Genomic DNA, 19,896 nt, shown 5'->3' with positions numbered 1-19,896 from the left:
ATATCAAAGAACGTGGTGGTATGTTACCTTTGACTTTGATGTTGGCTTTCTATCGCGTAGGCGGGCGATGGCTGTGTCGCATATTGCTGTATTTTATTATTTTGTGGTATTGGCTGTTTGCGATCGCAGCACGTCAGGCTTCAATGCAATATTTGACCCGATTGCACCATTTTGCCGGTCAAAACTCTCCATTTCCGCATACGCCGAGTCTGACCCATAGTTATCAGCATTTTATGCAGTTTGGCGAATGTATTCTGGATAAAATTGAAGGCTGGCTGGGCAATATTCCCGAGCAGCAATTACAGTTGCATGGTCATGAGCATTTTCGTGCCCGCTATCAAAAGGGGGCTGTCATTGTGGTGTCGCATTTTGGCAATATCGAGTTGCTGCGGGCGATCAAGTCGGAATATCCACAAAAAATTAATGTGCTGGTCTATCAAAAACATGCTACCAAATTTAACCAGTTCCTGAAAAAACTCAATCATCATGCCGATGTCAATTTGATCTCGGTGGATGAACTGGGTATTGAAACTGCCCTGATTTTGCAGGAAAAACTTGATCAGGGTGAATGGGTGATTGTGGCAGCAGACCGCGTACCGGTGCAGTCAGACCGGGTTCAATCCGTTTCATTTTTAGCTGAACAGGCGAACTGGCCGCAAGGGGCCTGGATTTTGGCCAGTTTGCTGAAAGTGCCAGTGCTGGCCGTGTTCTGTTATCGGGTCGGTACTCATTTTGAAGTACATATCCATTCGATTGCTGAACAACTGAATTTTCCGCGTAACAACCGTCTGCAAGCCATGCAAACGACCATCCGTGAATATGTATCACTCCTTGAGCAGCACTGTATTCGTGCGCCGTATCAATGGTTTAATTTTTATAATTTTTGGAACAAAGATTAATGCAAGTTTTAGTTATTGGGGAACATCCACTTTCAATTGAAGATGTGGTGGCAGTCGCACGTCAGGAAAAACGCGTGGCTTTACCGGACTCGAATGAGTGGCACAATTTGATTCAGCGCGGTGCTGATTTTCTGGATCAACTGTTGCAGGATGAAGGCGTGATTTATGGCGTGACCACCGGTTATGGCGATTCCTGCCTGGTGGAAATTCCTGCGCATCAGGTCAATGAACTGCCTTTGCATTTATCGCGTTTCCATGGCTGTGGTCTGGGACAAAATCTGGATTTAATTAGCGCACGTGCAGTAGTGGTGACACGCCTGTGCTCGCTGGCACGTGGCTATTCCGGGGTTTCGCATGCGCTGCTGGAACGTCTGGTGTGGATGTTAAATGAAAACGTGATTCCGGTGATTCCTTCTGAAGGTTCGGTGGGGGCCAGTGGCGATTTAACCCCATTGTCCTATATTGCCGGCGCATTGGTCGGTGAGCGCGATGTGTATGATCAGGGACAGATTGTTCCGGTCAGTCAGGTCTATGCAGAAAAAGGCCTAGAACCCCTAGTGATGCGTCCCAAAGAAGGCTTGGCGCTGATGAACGGTACAGCAGTGATGACCGCAATTGCCTGCCTGAACTATAAAAAAGCCGAACAGATCAGCTTGGCCAGTACCTGTATTACCGCGCTGAATGTATTGGCTTTAGAAGGTAATCCGAGCCATTTTGATGAAGTACTTTTTGCGCAAAAACCGCATCCGGGCCAGCAAAATATTGCCGCACAGCTGCGTGACTGGCTGAACAGTGAAGTACAGACTGAACATCAAAGTTCACGCCTGCAGGACCGTTATTCGCTACGCTGCGCACCGCATATTATTGGCGTATTTGAAGATTCTAAAGTATGGCTGCGCCAGTTTATTGAAAATGAACTGAATTCCAGCAATGACAATCCGCTGATTGATCCGGTGAACTTGCGTGTGTTGCACGGCGGGCATTTCTATGGCGGTCACATTGCCCAGGCCATGGACAGCCTGAAAATCATGATCGCCAATATTGCCGACCTCATGGACCGTCAATTGGCGCAACTGGTGGACTATAAAATGAATAACGGTTTGCCGCGTAATCTGACTGGGGCAACCGATGAGCGCCTACCGCTGAATCATGGCTTTAAGGCGGTGCAGATTGGCGTGTCGGCGTGGACCGCAGAAGCCTTGAAACAAACTCTTTCTGCTTCGATTTTCTCGCGCTCGACCGAATGTCATAACCAAGACAAGGTCAGTATGGGTACCATTGCCGCACGTGATGCCAGCCGTGTGATTGTATTGACCGAACAGGTGATTGCAGCATTGTGCTGTGCCAGTGTACAGGCCATTCATTTAAAAACTCTGGATGGAAAATTGTCTGAAGTCCTCGCCACATTTAAGGCCTGGGTATTAAAGACTTTTGATTATGTGGTGGAAGACCGGCCATTGCAGCAGGAGTTGCAGCAACTGGTCGACCGACTGGAAAATCTGCAATTATTGAACTGTGGACTTGTTCGCTAAACGTGATGGGAAACAGACGATGCATGCTGATGTAATGATTGAAGTGCCCTTTCATGATGTGGATACCATGGACGTGGTCTGGCATGGGCATTATTTAAAGTATTTTGAAATTGCCCGCTGCAAGTTGCTGGACCAGTTTCAGTATAACTATAAGCAGATGCGTGATTCCGGCTATGCTTGGCCGGTGATTGAAAGTCATGTGCGTTATGCGCATGGCATCCTGTTTGAGCAGAAAATTCGGGTGCGCGCCATTTTAAAAGAATGGGAAAATCGCCTGAAAATTGAATACCAGATTTTTGATGCCGAAAGTGGAAAAAGGCTCACCAAAGGCTATACCACACAAGTGGCGGTCCATATTGCCAGTCGGGAAATGTGTTTTCAGTCGCCGCAAGTTTTATTGCAGCGTTTAAACGCCTGGTCTGAGTTTAAGCCGGAGTAAATAAAGCAAGATGACATCTTTCAATCTACCACGTGCAGCAGGATTATTCCTGGCAGGACTGCTGTCGCTGATTACGTTGCTGTCACAAGCAGTACATGCGCAAAATCCGCAGCTCAGACAGATCTTTGCTCAACTTTCCGAAACACCAACGGTGCGGGCCAATTTTGAACAGCAAAAAAAACTGGCGAGCATGAACAAAACTTTCATCTCCAAAGGCACGGTGTTATTTTCCAAATCGCAGGGCGTGATCTGGAAAATCCAGAATCCGGTCAAGGCTGACCTGATTGTGACCCCACGTAAACTGGTGCAAAAAACCCAGCGGACCTATAGCCAGATTGAAATTGACAAATCTCCTTATGGTTCGGTCGCGACCATGTTCCTGCAGCTGATGTCGGGGAATGAAGCGGCTTTGGCCAAAAACTTTAGTATTGTTTCGGCCAGTTATAGTCCGGCACAGTGGACTGTGGCCTTAACCCCGAAAAGCAGTTTATTTAAAAAACTGTTTGTCCGGGTCGATGCGCAAGGGCAGCGTTATGTGGACCGTATTGTGATTCGCGAGAAAGCCAATAACAGCACCAGCATTCGCTTTAGCCAGCAAACCACCCAACCCCAAACCTTAGCGGCTGAGGAAAATGCACTTTTCCAACTGGCAAAATAAATTTACCGCACTGTGGCTGATTGTACTTAGCGTGATTGCCATTGCGCTGGGTAGCGCATGGCTGAAAAAAGACATTCATATTCAAACCAATATCTTTGCTTTATTGCCGGAAGCCCACCATGACCCGCGGCTGGAACGGGCGCAGCAATATGTCAGTCAGCAGCTGAATGACAAGGTCTTTGTGGTGCTGGATGCTAAAGATGATGCCGCCCTGACCAAAGCCACAGCGACTTTTAAACAAAAGGTGGCACAAAGTGATTTATGGCAGCCCTTACATGCACAGCTGGACAGTGACAAGTTTGCCCAAGTGTTGTATCAGCATCGTGCCGGTTTGCTGTCATCCACAGATCAAAAGTTGCTGGAGCAACAGGATTATACCGCGCTGAACGAACAGGGACTGTTGCAGATCATGAGCCCGGGTATGCCGGTCACAGCAGAGCTGTTACAACAAGATCCGCTCTTATTATTTCCACGTTATGCTGTCAGCTTATCCGGTTTACAGGCGAACCCGGATATTACCCTGGAAGATGGTTTTGCCACCATTCGTGATGAGCAGGGCATTTCCCGTCTTATGGTGTTGCAGCTTAAAAATAGCCCTTACAATATTGATTATCAGGAAAAAACTGCCGCATGGATTGCGCAGTTAAATTTAAAACTGAAACAGATGCAGGTTGAGTCGCACTGGACCGGCACCTTGCTGTTTGCCCAGTTCGGTACCACCTCGGCAGAAAAAGAGATTTCCACCATTGGGGTGGGTTCGACCATCGGGATTTTCTTCCTGGTGCTGTTTGGTTTCCGCTCGGTTCGTCCGATGCTCACGGAAATGATTGCTGTAGGCACCGGCTGTCTGGTGGCCTTTGCCATCACCCATGCGGTGTTTGGGGAAATTCACCTGATGACCCTGGTGTTTGGTGCCAGTCTGGTCGGGGTCTGTGTCGACTTTTCCTTTTACTTTATGGCGATGCAATCACAGCATCGGCATATTGACGGTTTTGCCGTACTTAAACCGCTGTTGCCCAGCCTGTTTATGGGGCTGATGACCACCTTGGTGGCGTATATTTTCCTCAGTTTTACCCCATTTCCAGGCTTTAGGCAGATTGCTGTTTTCTCAATGGTGGGGCTGACTGCGGCCTGGATTACCAGCATTTTATTGTTGCCAAGACTGCCGGCATTAAATGCTGAACCGGCGATTCGCTGTTTAAGCTTTATTGGCCAAGCCCGAACCTTTATCCAGGCCAGAAAGGGGCTGCGTTATGGCTTGATCGCTGTGATTACGGTCGTCACCGGCAGCAGTTTGATGTTGCTGCAAAGCAATGATGATATTCGTAACCTGCAAAGTATGGATCAAAAGCTGAAACAGGAAGACCAGTATGTGCGTGAACGCTTTATGCAGCAGCAAAGCAGCGAATACTTTGTGGTGCATGGCGATACGCTGCAGCAGCTGGAACAGAATGAACAGCAATTGCTGCAAAAACTGCAAGTGTTACAGGCGCAAAACAAGCTGGAAGGTGTTCAGGCTTTAGGTCAATGGCTACCCTCTAAAGCGCAGCAGCAACACAATATCCAGTTACTGCAAGCCATTCCAGCCAGCGCCTTAAATGAATACGCTGCTGCATTGCAGCTCAATCCGGTAGAAGTACTGGCTTGGCAAAAACAGTTGGCCCGGCAGCCTCTACTCAGTCCTGCTGAAATGAGCCAGCATCCTTTGGCTTTTTTACAAATGAGCCCAACCGAGCGTCTGGTGCTGCTGCAAAATGTGCATGATGTGGCTGCCTTGCAACAGCTGAATAGTCCGCAGGCACAGCTATTGCGTCCGGTGAACCAGTTGTCTGAACTGTTCCAGCAACACCGTATTCAGGCACAGTGGTTGCTGCTTTCTGCCTTAGTCTGCCTGATGATTGGTTTGGGCATCCTATATGGGCTGAAGTCGATTTTGCCTTTGGTGTTACCGGTCAGTCTGGCTTTAATGACCACCTTCGCCATTCAGGCCTGGCTCGGAGTGGAAATCAATCTGTTCAGCATTATGGGCACTTTCCTGATTATCGGGATTGGGGTGGACTATGCCATTTTTTACCGCCATGGACATGATCATCCACAAGTAGTTGGCATGGCCTTATTCCTATGTATGATGTCGACCTTATTAGGTTTCGGGTTATTATCCTTTAGCCAGACTTATGCCATTCACTGCTTTGGTTTGACGGTTTTATTTGGGGTTATTTTTTCATTTATCTATGCAACATTGTTTACATCATCCGATGCCAAACATGTTGTGCTTCAACAGTATCAGCCAAAGAGCTGAAAAAATAAGGTACAGTGCAATGAGCACCATGCAACACACAGATGTATTGATTATTGGCGCAGGGCCATCGGGGAGTTCGGCAGCAGCATTACTGCGCCAGAAAGGCTATCAGGTCACGATCATCGAAAAACAGCATTTTCCACGCTTTTCCATTGGCGAATCATTACTGCCGCAATCGATGGTTTTTTTAGAGGAAGCCGGATTGCTGGATACGGTGCGTGAGCATGTCGAACAGTTTGCCTTCCAGTTTAAAAATGGCGCGGCTTTTTTAAAGGGGCAGCAGCGCAGTTTTTATGATTTCCGAGAGAAATTTAGCGACGGTCCCGGTACCACCTGGCAGGTGCGCCGTGCCAATTTTGACCATTTGCTGGCACAACAGGCAGAAAACTATGGTGCCGAAATTCGCTTTGGCCATGAAGTCATAGATGTCAATGTTCAGCCCGAACATCCGATTTTAACGGTTAAAGACGAACAGCAGCAGGTCTATCAGATTCAAGGCAAATTTTTACTCGATGCCAGCGGTTTTGGCCGCATCCTGCCGAAATTTCTCGATCTGGAAAGCCCGTCCGATTTTCCGGTACGTCGTGCCGTGTTTACTCATATTGAAGATGGCATTCTGGATGACCCGGAATTTGACCGGGAAAAAATCTTGATTACGGTACATGCCAAAGACCCACGTGCCTGGTACTGGCTGATTCCATTTGCTGATGGTCGTTGCTCTTTCGGGGTCGTAGCCGAGCAGGATTTCTTTGAACGCTATGGCTTTGATGGCAGTGCCGATTATGATCTGGATGCCTTGTTGCCGCGGATTCTGGCAGATGAAGAAAGCCTATCGCATGTGCTGCGCAAGGTCAAATTTGATACGCCGGTGCGTACCCTGGTGGGCTACTCTGCCGATGTCAAACATCTGGCCCAGCGTAACTATGCTTTATTGGGTAATGCCGGTGAATTCCTCGACCCGGTATTTTCTTCTGGTGTGACCATTGCCCTGAAATCTGCCAGTCTGGCCATTTCACTGGTTGATCAGCAGCTGCAAGGACAGCCGGTCGACTGGACGGAGCAATATGAAAAACCGCTACGTGCCGGTATTCAGGTGTTCCGTGCCTATGTCGAGTCGTGGTATAGCGGTGAATTTCAGGATGTGGTGTTCTCGAAAAATCAGGATGACAAAATCCGCCGCATGGTCTCTTCCTTACTTGCCGGCTATGCCTGGGACAGCAGCAATCCAATTTATAAAAATGCCAAAAAGCGTTTAAGCACGCTGGCGGAATATTGCCGTGATCCGCAGTTACAACACATCGAGATGAACGGTGCCTAGAATGAAACTGAAATGGACGGGGATTTTGCTCGCTGCAGTCCTGCTATGCAGTGGCTGCCAGTCCATGCTGCCTCAAGCACCAGGTCTGGCAACGGCTGCCTGGACTGCACAAAACTACCAGCGTCAGGATCAGTTAGAAATTCAATGGAAAGCGCACAGTTTCAGCTTTTTACTGTATCAGCAACAACAAGGTCAAAAGCTGGAAATGCTGGCTTTGACCCTGACAGGGCAGCAGTTATTCAAGCTCAGTTTTGATGGCCGCAAGGTTGATGTCGAACAGCGCATTGCACCAATGAAGCTGTTGCCATTTGAATTTGTGGTGCGCGACATTCTCTATGCCACCTATCCGGATTTTGCCCGCTTGCAGCAGAATGTCCGCATTGAAACTTCGGCTCAGACCTGGAAAGTATGGATCAATCAGCAGCATGTGCTGAATATTCAACAGCAGGACGGGGCCATTGAGCTGAACAATCTGCAGGTACCGTACCAGATGGTCATCAGTCCTATCAGCGAAGGCCTGACCAGCACAGAGGGGGAAAACTCAGATGTGCAAAGCACTGAATAAGGGGGATGAGCATGGGCGATAAAATCACACAATATCCTGCAGTCGGCATTCAGTTGAGTGCCGGTCTATCTACACTCGGAAATACCGCTGAACAGATCAGACAGGCGCTGACCACGCAGCAAAATACCTTGAGCCTTCGTTCAGGATTTATTCCGGAAAAACAGGTCTGGGTAGGCGCCTATCAGCAGCCTTTAATCGAAACTGTTCCCGCATTTTTGCAGGATGTTGATTCGCGTAATCTACGTTTTGCCTTAACGGCGTTAAGCTCGATTGAAAGCGAAATCCGAGATTATACTGCGCAGTTTGATCGCAAACGTCTGGCAATTATTCTGGGCACATCGACCTCCGGCATTGCTGACAATGAAATATTGCTGAAACAGTATTTTAACCATCACAGCAAAATTGAAATTAATCACTATAAACAGGAAATGGGTAGTCTGGCCAAAGGTCTACAGATGCATCTTGGCTGGGAAGGTCCGGCATACACCATTTCCACGGCCTGTTCTTCCAGTGCCAAAGCCATGGCGGCAGGACAGCGATTGATTAATGCCGGTCTGGCAGATGCGGTGCTGGTCGGTGGTGTTGATACCTTGTGCCGGTTGACTCTGAATGGTTTTTATAGTCTGGAAAGCCTGTCCAATGATCTGTGTCAGCCCTGTGGTGCACAGCGTGACGGCATCAATATTGGCGAAGCGGCGGGACTGTTTTTATTGTCCAAAGAAAGCGCCCCTGTGATGCTGATGTCCGCCGGTGAGTCGATGGATGCCTGGCATATTTCTGCACCGCATCCGGAAGGCAAAGGGGCTGCCGAAGCCATGCAAAAGGCGCTGGATATGGCCGGCATTAGCGCCAGTGAGATTGGCTATTTAAATATGCACGGAACGGCAACGCCGCAAAATGATGCCATGGAAATTAAAGCGGTACAGACGGTATTCCAGCAATATGAAGTACCGATCAGCAGCAGCAAACATAAAACCGGGCATTGTCTGGGAGCCGCTGGAGCTATTGAAGCCGTAATTTGCCAGCAGGTGTTAGCCGATCAGTCCTGGTTGCCGCTGCATCATTCAGGCAGTATCGATCCGGAACTGGATGAAGCCAACTATGTGCTGAATGCGCAGTTGCAACAACCGATAGAATATGTCATGAGTAATTCTTTTGCCTTTGGCGGCAGCAATATCAGCCTAATTTTTGGAACAAAATTGAAATGATGGATGCAATACAGTTTATCCCGCATGAACAGCCGATGGTGTTTATCGATCATCTGATTGAAGCCAGTGACAATTTTGCCATTGCCGAACTGGTGATTCGTCCCGAATTGATGTTTTGTGAAGCGGAAGGCTTGCCGACCTGGAGCAGTATTGAACTGATGGCACAGACCATTAGTGCTTATGCCGGGCATAAAGGAAAAATGTCAGGTTTGCCGCCTAAAATTGGTTTTTTATTGGGCACGCGTAAAATGCAGTTGCCTGTGCCTTATTTTGCTTTAGGTGAAACCGTCAGGATTAAAGCGGAACAAGGTTATTTACATGAGGGGCTGGGGCAGTTTCAATGTGAAATTGAATACCGGGAACATCGCTTTAGTGCCATGTTGAGTGTATTTGAGCCGCCAGAAATGAAAGAAGAACTTAAGGATACAGTGTGAGTAGACGAATTTTAGTAACAGGCTCAAGCCGTGGAATTGGTAAAGCCATTGCCTTGCAACTGGCACAGGCAGGATTTGATGTCACCGTCCATGCGCGCTCCAGACAACAAGAAGCCGAACAGGTGGTCGAAGAAATCCATGCTTTAGGCCAAGCCAGCCATGCACTGTTATTTGATGTAAATGAACGTGAAAAAGTGCTGCAATTGCTGGAACAGGATGTTGCCGAGCATGGCGCATTTTATGGTGTGGTATTGAACGCAGGCTTAACCCGTGACGCGGCATTTCCGGCCTTAACCGACAGCGATTGGGATGAGGTGGTTTCGACCTCACTGGACGGTTTTTACAATGTACTGAAGCCTCTGGTGATGCCGATGATTCGTTTGAAACAGGGCGGTCGCATTGTGACTTTATCTTCGGTTTCAGGTTTGATGGGTAATCGGGGACAGGTCAATTATAGTGCCGCCAAAGCCGGCCTGATTGGCGCGACCAAGGCTTTGGCACTGGAACTGGCGAAACGCAAGATTACCGTGAACTGTGTGGCACCGGGTTTAATTGAAACCGAAATGGTCACTGAAGAAGTGAAAGAACATGCCCTGAAAATGATTCCCTTACAACGTATGGGGCAGGTTGATGAAGTCGCCAAAGTAGTGAAATTTTTATGCAGTGATGATGCCAGTTATATCACCCGACAGGTGATTTCGGTCAATGGGGGCTTGATTTGATGAAACGTGTTGTAGTGACGGGCATGGCTGGAATCACCTCTTTAGGTGAAACCGCAGATCAGGTATTTGCACAATTTGAACAGGGCAAAAGCGGTATTCGCTATATGCCGGACTGGGAGGTGTATACCGACTTGCGCAGCAAACTGGGTGGTCCGGTCGAATCCTATACCATTCCCAAGCATTTTAACCGTAAAGTGACCCGCGGCATGGGTCGGGTGGCCCTGATGTCAACGGTCTGTGCTGAAAAAGCCTTGGAAGATGCCGGTCTGTTAAATGACCCGGTTTTAAGTAGTGGTCAAACTGGTGTGGCCTTCGGTTCATCTGCTGGCAGTGTCGATGCAATTGGCGAGTTTGGCAGCATGTTGATTGATAACAACATGAACAAACTCAATGCCACCACGTATATCCGCATGATGTCGCATACCAGTGCCGTCAACATGACCGTTTATTTTGGCTTGAAAGGTTTAACCTTACCGACATCCAGTGCCTGTACCTCAGGTTCCATGGCGATTGGTCAGGCCTATGAAGCCATTAAATATGGCAAGCAGACTGTAATGCTGGCAGGTGGTGCCGAGGAACTCAGTGCCGCAGGTTCCGCGGTATTTGATGTGTTGATGGCCACCAGTAGTCAAAATGAGCATCCGGAAAAAACCCCGCGTCCATTTGATAGCAAACGTGATGGTCTGGTGGTCGGTGAAGGCGCAGGCTGTTTAATTCTGGAAGAATATCAACATGCCCAAGCACGCGGCGCCAAAATTTATGCAGAAATCATCGGTTACGGCAGCAATACCGATGGTCAGCATGTCACCCGTCCAGATGCTGAAATGATGGGACGCTGTATCCAGTTGGCTCTGTCAGATGCGCAAATTGCAGCAGACCAGGTGGACTATGTCAATGCGCATGGAACCTCCACCGATCAGGGCGATATTGCTGAAACCCAGGCCACGGCTCGCGTACTGGGCAAAAAACCGATCAGCTCTTTAAAAAGCTATTTTGGCCATACTTTGGGGGCTTGTGGAGCAATTGAAGCCTGGCTCAGTATCGAGATGATGCAGCGTAGCCAGTTTATACCGACATTAAATCTGGATGAAATTGATGCGGCCTGTGGCGATCTGGATTACATCATCAAACAGTCAAGAAATATGCATGCCGACATAGTTATGAGTAACAATTTTGCTTTTGGAGGAATTAATACCTCCCTGATTTTTAAACGTGTCTAACAACAATTAGAGGGTATACATCATGTTGATGAAGAAATTAACACTTACAGCTGCATTGTGTTTGGGTGGAATCGTTTCAGCTCAAGCTGCAGATCAAATGCATGACTTCAACTTCCAGGAAGCGGTGAGTCGCGCAGTTGCTGACGGTACACTGGACGGTTCGGTTAAGTTTTACTTGGCGGGTACACGTGCGGGTGGAAAAGTCATTCAAAAAGGTTTAGTGAGCAATAAAAAAACCAATGGTTTTGCCAAGTCTGCTGAAAGTTCATGCGATCATGTTTTACGTTCTGCTTTAATCCAGTTCCAGAACACTGCCAAGGCAAAGGGTGCCAATGCTGTCACCAATATTGTGAGCTACTATAAAGCAAACGAAACCCGCAGTACCACCACTTATCAATGTGCCAAAGGAACTGCGGTTGCCGGTGTAGCCTTAAAAGGTGATCTTGCAAAACTATAAGCTTGTGCATTCATACTGATAAAATTTCAGATCTCGTACAGCATTTTATATTTTTGACCTGCATAAAAAAGCCCATCACATGATGGGCTTTTTTATCGAATTTAAAGAAAGCACAGAAATTACTTTGGAATTTCCTGTTCCTCATCAAATTCAGGTTTCACCTGTACAATAAAGTCCTGACGGTTCAGGCCACGCCATAAGGCAAATGCAGTACCAATATAAATTGAAGAATAGGTACCGACAAATACACCAATAAACATCGCAATCGAGAACCAGTGCAGACCTTCACCGCCCAGGAACATCATCGCGACAACGACCAGCAATAAAGTCATGGAGGTGTGGATGGTCCGACGTAAGGTTTCAGTCAACGCGATATTGACGATTTCAACTGGCGAGGCACCGCGAATCTTGCGAAAATTTTCACGGATACGGTCGGATACCACAATGTTATCGTTTAACGAGAAACCTAACAGCGCAAGAATAGCTGCCAGTACGGTTAAATCAAACGGCCATTGCATCATGGCAAAAATACCAATGGTGACAATGATGTCATGGAATAACGAAAGCACCGCACCTACCGCCAGCTTGAATTCAAAACGAATGGTCACGTAAACCAGCATGAGCAGTAATGCCAAGGCTACAGCACCTGCCGAACGAATATACAGCTCGTTACCGACCTGTCCACCGACAGAATCCACTTTGTGGACCTCAGCAGGGTTATTCGGTAATTGTGCTGCTTTGGTGATGGCGTTATTCAGATCTTCTACTTCAATGTTCTGAACAGGCATACGAACCAGAAGGTCTTTGTTACTGCCGAGGGTTTGTACCACAGCATCCTTAAAGCCCGCCTGGTTCAAAGCCTGAATAACTTCGACCTGATTGGCCGGTTGTTTATAGTTCAGCTCAGCAGATACACCGCCAGTAAAGTCCAGACCGAGGTTTAGACCTTTGGTGACAATAAAGAAAATACTGGCCAAAGTTAAAAGAATAGAGATGATTGCCGCAGGTTTGGCAATCTTCATAAAGTCAATGATGCGCTCATCATCCGGGCGACCGTATTTCTTTTTCGGTTGAGTCATATCAGTCATCTTCGATCTCCTAAATGCTCAACTTTTTCAAGTTACGTTTTTTGCCATAAATAAGCTGTACGATGGCACGTGTCACCGTAATGGCTGTAAACATCGAGCAGACAATACCGATCATTAATGTCACCGCGAAGCCCTTGATCGGACCTGTACCAATGGCAAACAGAATGAACGCAACCAGGAAGGTGGTTAAGTTCGAGTCAAAAATGGTGTTATAGGCCCGATCATAACCGGCGACAATCGCCTGTTTGGGCGAGGCCCCCCATTTCATTTCTTCCCGTATTCGCTCACAGATTAGTACGTTGGCATCGACCGCCATACCAATGGTAATTACGATACCGGCAATACCCGGAAGGGTGAGGGAAGCGCCAATCCATGACATCACAGTCAGGATCATAGCCAGGTTAAATACCAGTGCAAAGTTGGCAATTACACCGAACAGACGGAAGAACACCACCATCCAGATCGCCACAAGAAGGAAGCCGATTTGAGTCGATAACACACCTTTGTCAATATTTTCCTGACCCAGGCTCGGACCAACCACACGTTCTTCAACGAAATACATCGGCGCAGCCAGTGCACCGGCACGAAGCATCAAGGCAAGTTCAGCCGCTTCCTGTGGTGAATCCAGACCGGTAATACGGAACTGGGAACCCAATACCGCCTGAATGGTTGCAGCATTAATGATGACTGACTCAGCATAAGGGGTACGGACTTCAGTTTGCGCACCCGTCACAGGATCTGGAACATAGCTGATCTTCTGCTTGTTCTCGATGAACAATACCGCCATGCGTTTACCAACCGCATTACGGGTGGCATCTGCCATCAGCTTACCGCCAGCACTATCCAAAGTAATGTTTACTTCAGCACCGCCAGTATCCTGGCTAAAGCCGCTAGAGGCATTCTGAACACGTTCACCGGTCAGAATGCGGTTACGGTTCAATAATAATTCACGACCACTATCCAACGATTCATAAGCAAAAGCTTCAGTACCCGGAGGTAGGGCCTGAGCTGTAGACTTGCCGGTATACGGATCGATGTACTGGTCATTCAAATCGGAAACCAGACGGAATTCCAGGTTGGCTGTACGGCCCAAGACGCGTTTCGCTTCAGCAGTGTCCTGAACACCCGGAAGTTCAACCACAATACGGTTGCTGCCTTGAGTTTGAACCAATGCTTCCGCTACACCTAACTCATTAATACGGTTACGTAAAGTGGTTAAGTTCTGGTTAACGGCATAAGACTGAATTTCCTGCTTGCGCACGTCGGTATAGTTCAGACGTAAAGTTGAACCGGACTCAGAGGCAATTGCTTGTTGGTTGAATTCATTGCCATTACGACGCAAGAAATCCATCACGGCTTCACGGTCACCGTTATTGGCAAACTGAACGGTAATGGTATTGTTATTCAGTGACAGGCTGTTGAATTTTAGCTTGTTGTCACGCAATTGACGACGCAGATCAGTCGCCGATGTTTCCATACGCTGACTGATAGCCTTGTCCATATCCACTTCAAGCAGGAAGTGCACACCACCACGTAAATCCAGACCCAGTTTCATTGGCTTGGCACCAATTTTTTGAAGCCATTCAGGTGTGGTTGGGGCAAGGTTCAAGGCAACAACATAATTATCACCCAATCCGCGACGCAATACTTCTTTGGCTTTTAACTGTGCTTCAGAGGAGTCGAGACGTAAAAGGGCAGCATTATTGCTAAAGCTGTTGTCATGGCTTGAAATTTTTTCACTTTGTAATAATTGCTCTGCTTTTTGTACGATGCTCTGGTCAATTTGGGTGCCGGCTTTGGCACCGGAAATTTGAACAGCAGGTTCATCGGGGTACAAACTAGGCAGCGCGTATAATGTGCTGATCATCAAAACCACAAGGATCAGCAGATATTTCCATGCTGGGTAACGCATCTGTTTTCTTCTTAAAATGAAAAAGTCGTGCTAGGGCACGACTAATTTTGATTAGAGATTATTTAATGTGCCTTCAGGAAGAACTGAAATCACACTTGCGCGCTGAATTTTTACTTCTACGCCACGGCTGAGTTCAACCACTGCAAAATCGCCTTCAATTTTAGTGATTTTGCCCATCAGGCCACCTGCAAAAACTACTTCGCTACCTACACCCAGGCTTTCAACCAAGGTACGGTGTTCTTTCGCGCGTTTCGCTTGAGGACGCCAGATCAGGAAATAGAAAATTGCGACAAATACCACAATCATCAAAAGGTTGGTTACCAAACTTGGTTGTTGTGCAGCTTCACCTGCTGCGTGAGCAGTAGAAATAAAAAGGCTCATTTCAATTTCCTAAACTAAAAAATGTATATCAACAATATGATGATAAATAAGATAACTTGTTCAGCAATTTACCTTGTCTTTTTCTTCAGCGCAAATACTGAAAGATTAATCTTCAGGACAAGGAGGGACTTCTAGACCACGACGCGCATAAAAATCCTGTACATATTCATCAAAAGTACCATTATCTAACGCATCACGGATGTCTTGTGTAAACCTTTGGTAATAACGCAGGTTATGAATAGTACCCAGCATGGAACCAAGCATTTCACCGCATTTTTCCAGATGGAACAGATAAGCACGGGTGAAGTTTTGGCAGGTATAGCAGTCACAGTCTGGATCGAGTGGACTTTGGTCATGACGATATTTGGCATTACGAATCCGCACCAGACCGTCTGTCACAAAATAATGACCATTACGTGCATTACGGGTTGGCATGACACAGTCAAACATATCCACACCACGGCGGATGCCTTCCACGATATCTTCAGGCTTGCCGACACCCATCAGGTAACGTGGCTTGTCTTCCGGCATTTTCGGTGGCAGATGATCCAGAATCTTGATCATTTCCTCTTTCGGTTCACCGACAGAAAGACCGCCAATGGCAAAGCCATCAAAGTCGATTTCTTTTAAGCCTGCCAGTGATTCATCACGCAGGTCTTCATACATACCGCCCTGAATAATACCAAACAGGGCATTTTTATTTTTTAATACATCATGATGATGGGTTTTACAGCGTTTTGCCCAGCGCAGTGAAAGCTGCAAAGATTTCTGTGCTTCTTCACGCGTAGCCGGGTAAGGCGTACATTCGTCAAAAATCATCACGATGTCTGAATTCAAGGTATGTTGAATATCCATTGAAATTTCAGGTGATAAAAAGACTTTTGAACCATCAATTGGTGAACGGAAGGTTACACCTTCTTCTTTAATCTTACGCATCGCACCCAGGCTGAACACCTGGAAGCCGCCTGAATCGGTTAAAATCGGTTTGTTCCATTTCATGAACTCGTGCAAACCGCCATGTTCACGAATCACGTCCAGGCCGGGACGTAAATAGAGATGGAAGGTGTTACCTAAAATAATCTGGGCTTTAATATCTTCTACATCACGTGGGAGCATGCCTTTGACTGTACCGTAGGTACCGACAGGCATAAACACTGGGGTTTCCACCACGCCGTGTTCCAGCGTTAAACGACCACGACGGGCACGGCCCGACTGACCTAATTTTTCAAACTTCATAAAATATCCTGGACGAGAGCAAAGCACTGCTTTGGTTGCAGTGCAAGAGCGAAAAAACAGTTCGCCGCCAAAAGTTCGCTATTTTCCTTGATTACGCACATAAACGCCAGTGTTGTCGAATTTTAACGCGATTCTTTTTTGCTGAAGAAAATAAGCTACAAGTGAGGCTGTGCTTGCCTTGCGGATGGGCATGTAGAAATGATGCTTTTCTGCATGCCGATGTTTTCATTTATTCTAATATTAACGACTTAAAAATTCGGTCGATAGTCAAAACTCTGTGTAGCTGCCAGATCGCGGAAGGGGCGAATGGCTTTTTTACCGAGTGACAGGGTATTGACGATGTTATTGGGAAAAATCTGAATATTGTTATTAAACAGTTCAACATTGCGGTTAAAAATGGTAATGGCTGCCCCGACATTTTCATTCTGTTCTTCAATTTCATTCATCATTTTTAGATAAATTTCATTGGCTTTCAGCTCGGGATAGTTTTCTACCACGACATTCAGACTCTGCATCAATTCCTTGTTCAGGCTTTCAACGCGTTGCAACTGGGCAACATCAGCATTGTTTAAATTGAGATTTAAAATATTCTGCCGCAGTTCGGTTACTTTTTCCAAAGTACCTTGTTCAAAATTGGAATATTGTTCAACCAAAGGTTGCAAGCCATCCAGAACTTTAATCTTCTGACGCTCATAAGTTGCCACATCTGACCAGGAACGAATAGAAGCATTGTGATGACGCACAATATTATTGCGAATCATGATACAGGCTACAATCACGGCAATAGTCAACAATAAAAAAATCAATAACCCCATTTATTTGTCCCCAAACATTTACAAGATTGTTATTTTAAAAACTGCGTTAAATCACGCTGTAAACTTTCCAGATAAGGTAGTTTAAAAGTACGCAAGTGTCCACGTAATGCAGAAATATCGTGAATATTTTTTGCCCGGCTTGAAATATGAAATAAATCGGCCGTTCCTAAAAAACATAAGATATGGCTGTCGGGATGGAAAATTAAATCGCCTTGACGCTGAGCAAAAAATTCATCCAGTCTCAGCACAAATGCCGGCGTAAGCAGTTTCGCCATCTGCATTTCATCGCTGCCAAAAATATTCAGTTTCTGATTGACTTGAATATCACTGGTATGCCACGGAAAACTGTAAGGATAATAAAACTCCTTGTTGGCCGTAGTGACTGCCACACCGTGTACTTCCACATCAAAAACAAATACACCCCATAAATCTTTGTGTACTTCACTCACCTGTACTTCATTGCCGTCTTTATTACGAATCCGGATTTCATTGACATAATGATATTGAAATACCATCACCTGATGCTGTTTGCCTTCATCATCGGTCCATTGGGTGCTGGCGTAATAAGGAAAGTCATTGGAAATGCTGCCCTGATTAAAGACCGGAAATAAACGCTTTAAATGGGCAATAAATAAAACCGGTTGCAGGGGAACAGAAAAATGTTGCGGTTGTTGCTGGAAGGCAAGATTGTATTTTTTAGCAATACTTTGCTGTTCCAGATATTCGATGACTTCATCAATGGGCTTGCTTTCTTCATAACTAATATAAGCCCAGAAAATCATAAAAAAACCGCTGATCAGACTGATCTGAATCCAGATATTACCGGGATGGATAAAAATCAGCAGGATAAAAAACAGTCCTGCTGCTGCCAGAAGTAGCGGGAGGACATTTTCAAACTTGAGCACGATCGGGGCATTCCAGGGATGCAGGGCATCTAAAATATCCTGATGCGTCTGAGCCTGGCGGGCAATCTCCCAAAGCCGCGCAATATTATTAAAAACCCGTTCATTTTTTTTACGTCGAATATGAATCGAATATTTAACAGCATCGAGCGGCATGGCGTACTTCTTATTATCAACAATAATTAAGGTATGATTTTATCAACCAGCATGGCATCGCCATAACTGAAGAAACGGTATTTGGCTTCTACCGCATGATGATAGGCAGCTAAAATATTATCACGATTCGACAATGCCGAAACCAGCATCAATAACGTTGATTCAGGAAGATGGAAGTTGGTAATCAGACGATCAACCACTTTAAACTGGTAACCCGGGTAAATGAAGATTTGGGTATCACCCGTCCAGCCTTTTAATTCACCGCCATTGGCCTGTGCAGCACTTTCAGTGGCACGGGTTGCAGTTGTACCGACAGCAATGACTTTATTGCCACGCGCTTTGGTTGCTTTGATCAGCGCCATAGATTCATCAGACACATCACACCATTCACTGTGCATGATATGGTTTTCAATATCGTTGGTCCGTACCGGAAGGAAGGTTCCTGCACCGACATGCAAGGTCACAAAGGTTTTCTGGATGCCTTTTTCTTCAAGTTTTTTTAACAGGGCTTCGTCAAAATGCAGGCTGGCAGTCGGGGCCGCAACACTGGCCAGTTTAGTTGGGTCATTAAAAACGGTCTGATAACGCTCGGTATCAATTGATTCTGCTTCACGGTTGAAATAAGGCGGAATTGGCAACGCACCATAGAGATCTAAAACATTTAAAATGGGCTGAGAAAACTCGACAATGAACAGATTTTCATGACGACCTTTGACTGTGACTTTTACTTCATCTGGACCAATGAACAGTTCTGCGCCTTCTTTTGGCGAGTTACTGGCTTTAATATGGCAATGCGCAATGAACTTGTCCAGCATGCGTTCCACCAAAACTTCAACCGCACCCCCAGTGGCACGTTTACCTTTCAGACGTGCTTTCATGACCTTGGTATCATTTAAAACCAGCAAATCACCTTCATTCAGTAAATCGAGAATATCTGTAAATTGATGGTCATGATATTGACCTTGAGCATCAAGATGCAAAAGGCGTGAAGCACTACGGGTTTCAAGCGGGTAACGGGCGATCAGCTCGTCAGGGAGATCAAAGTTAAAGTCAGAAAGTTGCATCTTCAATGTATTGAAATAAGAAAAACATCCGCATTATAGGCTGGAAATGCACAAAACAGATGCTATCTGATGTTTTTTAAAACAAAGTTTTTGATTTTGATTTAAAATTGAGCGATCGGTTAATTTAGATAATTGACAATTCCAAGTTTGAGAGTAATATAGCCACCACAAGCTGATCAGCTTGCAACACCTTTCCCGAGGTGGTGAAATTGGTAGACGCGGCGGACTCAAAATCCGCTGTCAGAGATGACGTGTCGGTTCGAGTCCGACCCTCGGGACCAAGATTTTGAAGAACCCCAAGCATATTAAGTCTTGGGGTTTTTTATTGCCTGATAAAAAAGTGTGGTAGTCGCATTTAAAGCATTGATGGAGTTTATGTTATTCTTTTAAAAATATTTTTTTATTTTTATGAAAATGATAACGATTGATTTATTAATTAAAATTTTGCCAGTATAGCTAAATACTAACCTGAGTTCGATATAAAAAAGAGTAGAAAAAAAGCCCTGAATTTATAACATATTGGTTCTCAATACAAAATGTTATAAAACAAGGCTTCTCGATGGATCATATTACCGAATTATTTTGTATTTT

At 46.1% G+C, this 19,896-nt stretch carries 19 protein-coding genes and 1 tRNA gene; 13 read left to right on the top strand and 7 right to left on the bottom strand.

What is annotated here, in order from left to right; genetic code table 11:
• The first annotated feature begins 20 nt into the window (after nucleotides 1-20).
• From FTT83_RS04545 to FTT83_RS04490, 12 genes are read left to right on the top strand one after another with little or no spacing between them, the layout of a single operon-like run.
• Nucleotides 21-899 carry an acyltransferase gene (locus tag FTT83_RS04545; RefSeq protein ID WP_227609617.1) on the top strand — a complete coding sequence of 293 codons (879 nt, stop codon included), beginning with the start codon at nucleotides 21-23 and terminating at the stop codon, nucleotides 897-899.
• Nucleotides 899-2,431, top strand: coding sequence for a histidine ammonia-lyase (hutH, locus tag FTT83_RS04540; RefSeq protein ID WP_180042764.1), 1,533 nt, complete (start codon nucleotides 899-901; stop codon nucleotides 2,429-2,431). The genes FTT83_RS04545 and hutH overlap by 1 nt, the downstream gene beginning before the upstream one ends.
• 19 nt (nucleotides 2,432-2,450) lie before the next feature.
• Nucleotides 2,451-2,870: a thioesterase family protein gene (locus FTT83_RS04535; RefSeq protein WP_180042763.1), complete on the top strand. Its 420-nt coding sequence runs from the start codon at nucleotides 2,451-2,453 to the stop codon at nucleotides 2,868-2,870.
• Between the two features lie 10 nt (nucleotides 2,871-2,880).
• Nucleotides 2,881-3,528, top strand: coding sequence for an outer membrane lipoprotein carrier protein LolA (locus FTT83_RS04530; protein ID WP_180042762.1), 648 nt, complete (start codon nucleotides 2,881-2,883; stop codon nucleotides 3,526-3,528).
• Nucleotides 3,503-5,827: an MMPL family transporter gene (locus FTT83_RS04525; RefSeq protein ID WP_180042761.1), complete on the top strand. Its 2,325-nt coding sequence runs from the start codon at nucleotides 3,503-3,505 to the stop codon at nucleotides 5,825-5,827. Before FTT83_RS04530 ends, FTT83_RS04525 begins: the two co-directional genes overlap by 26 nt.
• 19 nt (nucleotides 5,828-5,846) lie before the next feature.
• Complete coding sequence (locus FTT83_RS04520) at nucleotides 5,847-7,145, top strand: NAD(P)/FAD-dependent oxidoreductase (RefSeq protein ID WP_180042760.1); 1,299 nt, start codon at nucleotides 5,847-5,849, stop codon at nucleotides 7,143-7,145.
• 1 nt (nucleotide 7,146) lies between these two features.
• Nucleotides 7,147-7,710, top strand: a complete 564-nt coding sequence (locus FTT83_RS04515) for a DUF3261 domain-containing protein (RefSeq protein WP_180042759.1) — start codon at nucleotides 7,147-7,149, stop codon at nucleotides 7,708-7,710.
• Between the two features lie 11 nt (nucleotides 7,711-7,721).
• A complete protein-coding gene (locus FTT83_RS04510; RefSeq protein WP_180042758.1) occupies nucleotides 7,722-8,918 on the top strand; it encodes a beta-ketoacyl-[acyl-carrier-protein] synthase family protein in 1,197 nt (398 codons plus the stop codon).
• Nucleotides 8,915-9,352, top strand: a complete 438-nt coding sequence (locus FTT83_RS04505; RefSeq protein ID WP_180042757.1) for a 3-hydroxylacyl-ACP dehydratase — start codon at nucleotides 8,915-8,917, stop codon at nucleotides 9,350-9,352. Before FTT83_RS04510 ends, FTT83_RS04505 begins: the two co-directional genes overlap by 4 nt.
• Complete coding sequence (locus tag FTT83_RS04500) at nucleotides 9,349-10,074, top strand: 3-ketoacyl-ACP reductase FabG2 (RefSeq protein ID WP_180042756.1); 726 nt, start codon at nucleotides 9,349-9,351, stop codon at nucleotides 10,072-10,074. Before FTT83_RS04505 ends, FTT83_RS04500 begins: the two co-directional genes overlap by 4 nt.
• Nucleotides 10,074-11,294 carry a beta-ketoacyl-ACP synthase gene (locus FTT83_RS04495; protein ID WP_180042755.1) on the top strand — a complete coding sequence of 407 codons (1,221 nt, stop codon included), beginning with the start codon at nucleotides 10,074-10,076 and terminating at the stop codon, nucleotides 11,292-11,294. Before FTT83_RS04500 ends, FTT83_RS04495 begins: the two co-directional genes overlap by 1 nt.
• Nucleotides 11,295-11,316: 22 nt before the next feature.
• A complete protein-coding gene (locus FTT83_RS04490; protein ID WP_180042754.1) occupies nucleotides 11,317-11,751 on the top strand; it encodes an excinuclease in 435 nt (144 codons plus the stop codon).
• Between the two features lie 119 nt (nucleotides 11,752-11,870).
• Here the strand turns inward: FTT83_RS04490 and secF are convergent, their stop codons facing one another.
• From secF to queA, 7 genes are all read right to left on the bottom strand, one after another.
• Complete coding sequence (gene secF, locus FTT83_RS04485; protein WP_180042753.1) at nucleotides 11,871-12,839, bottom strand: protein translocase subunit SecF; 969 nt, start codon at nucleotides 12,837-12,839, stop codon at nucleotides 11,871-11,873.
• Nucleotides 12,840-12,849: 10 nt separating this feature from the next.
• Nucleotides 12,850-14,751 carry a protein translocase subunit SecD gene (gene secD / locus FTT83_RS04480; protein ID WP_180042752.1) on the bottom strand — a complete coding sequence of 634 codons (1,902 nt, stop codon included), beginning with the start codon at nucleotides 14,749-14,751 and terminating at the stop codon, nucleotides 12,850-12,852.
• Between the two features lie 51 nt (nucleotides 14,752-14,802).
• Complete coding sequence (gene yajC / locus FTT83_RS04475; protein ID WP_180042751.1) at nucleotides 14,803-15,132, bottom strand: preprotein translocase subunit YajC; 330 nt, start codon at nucleotides 15,130-15,132, stop codon at nucleotides 14,803-14,805.
• A gap of 105 nt (nucleotides 15,133-15,237) precedes the next feature.
• The gene (gene tgt, locus FTT83_RS04470; RefSeq protein WP_180042750.1) at nucleotides 15,238-16,368 is read right to left on the bottom strand and encodes a tRNA guanosine(34) transglycosylase Tgt; all 1,131 of its coding nucleotides are present in this window, start codon (nucleotides 16,366-16,368) and stop codon (nucleotides 15,238-15,240) included.
• Nucleotides 16,369-16,616: 248 nt separating this feature from the next.
• On the bottom strand, nucleotides 16,617-17,183 hold the full coding sequence (locus tag FTT83_RS04465; RefSeq protein ID WP_180042749.1) for a LemA family protein: 567 nt from the start codon (nucleotides 17,181-17,183) through the stop codon (nucleotides 16,617-16,619).
• 29 nt (nucleotides 17,184-17,212) lie between these two features.
• Complete coding sequence (locus FTT83_RS04460) at nucleotides 17,213-18,241, bottom strand: hypothetical protein (protein WP_180042748.1); 1,029 nt, start codon at nucleotides 18,239-18,241, stop codon at nucleotides 17,213-17,215.
• Nucleotides 18,242-18,267: 26 nt separating this feature from the next.
• Nucleotides 18,268-19,305: a tRNA preQ1(34) S-adenosylmethionine ribosyltransferase-isomerase QueA gene (gene queA / locus FTT83_RS04455; protein WP_180042747.1), complete on the bottom strand. Its 1,038-nt coding sequence runs from the start codon at nucleotides 19,303-19,305 to the stop codon at nucleotides 18,268-18,270.
• Nucleotides 19,306-19,499: 194 nt separating this feature from the next.
• Between queA and FTT83_RS04450 the strand changes: the two genes are divergently transcribed.
• Nucleotides 19,500-19,586, top strand: a tRNA-Leu gene (locus tag FTT83_RS04450).
• Nucleotides 19,587-19,896 lie beyond the last annotated feature (310 nt).

The organism is Acinetobacter sp. YH01018, assembly GCF_013420295.1.
Lineage (GTDB): Bacteria > Pseudomonadota > Gammaproteobacteria > Pseudomonadales > Moraxellaceae > Acinetobacter.
This window is presented reverse-complemented; position numbering and strand designations above follow the sequence as displayed.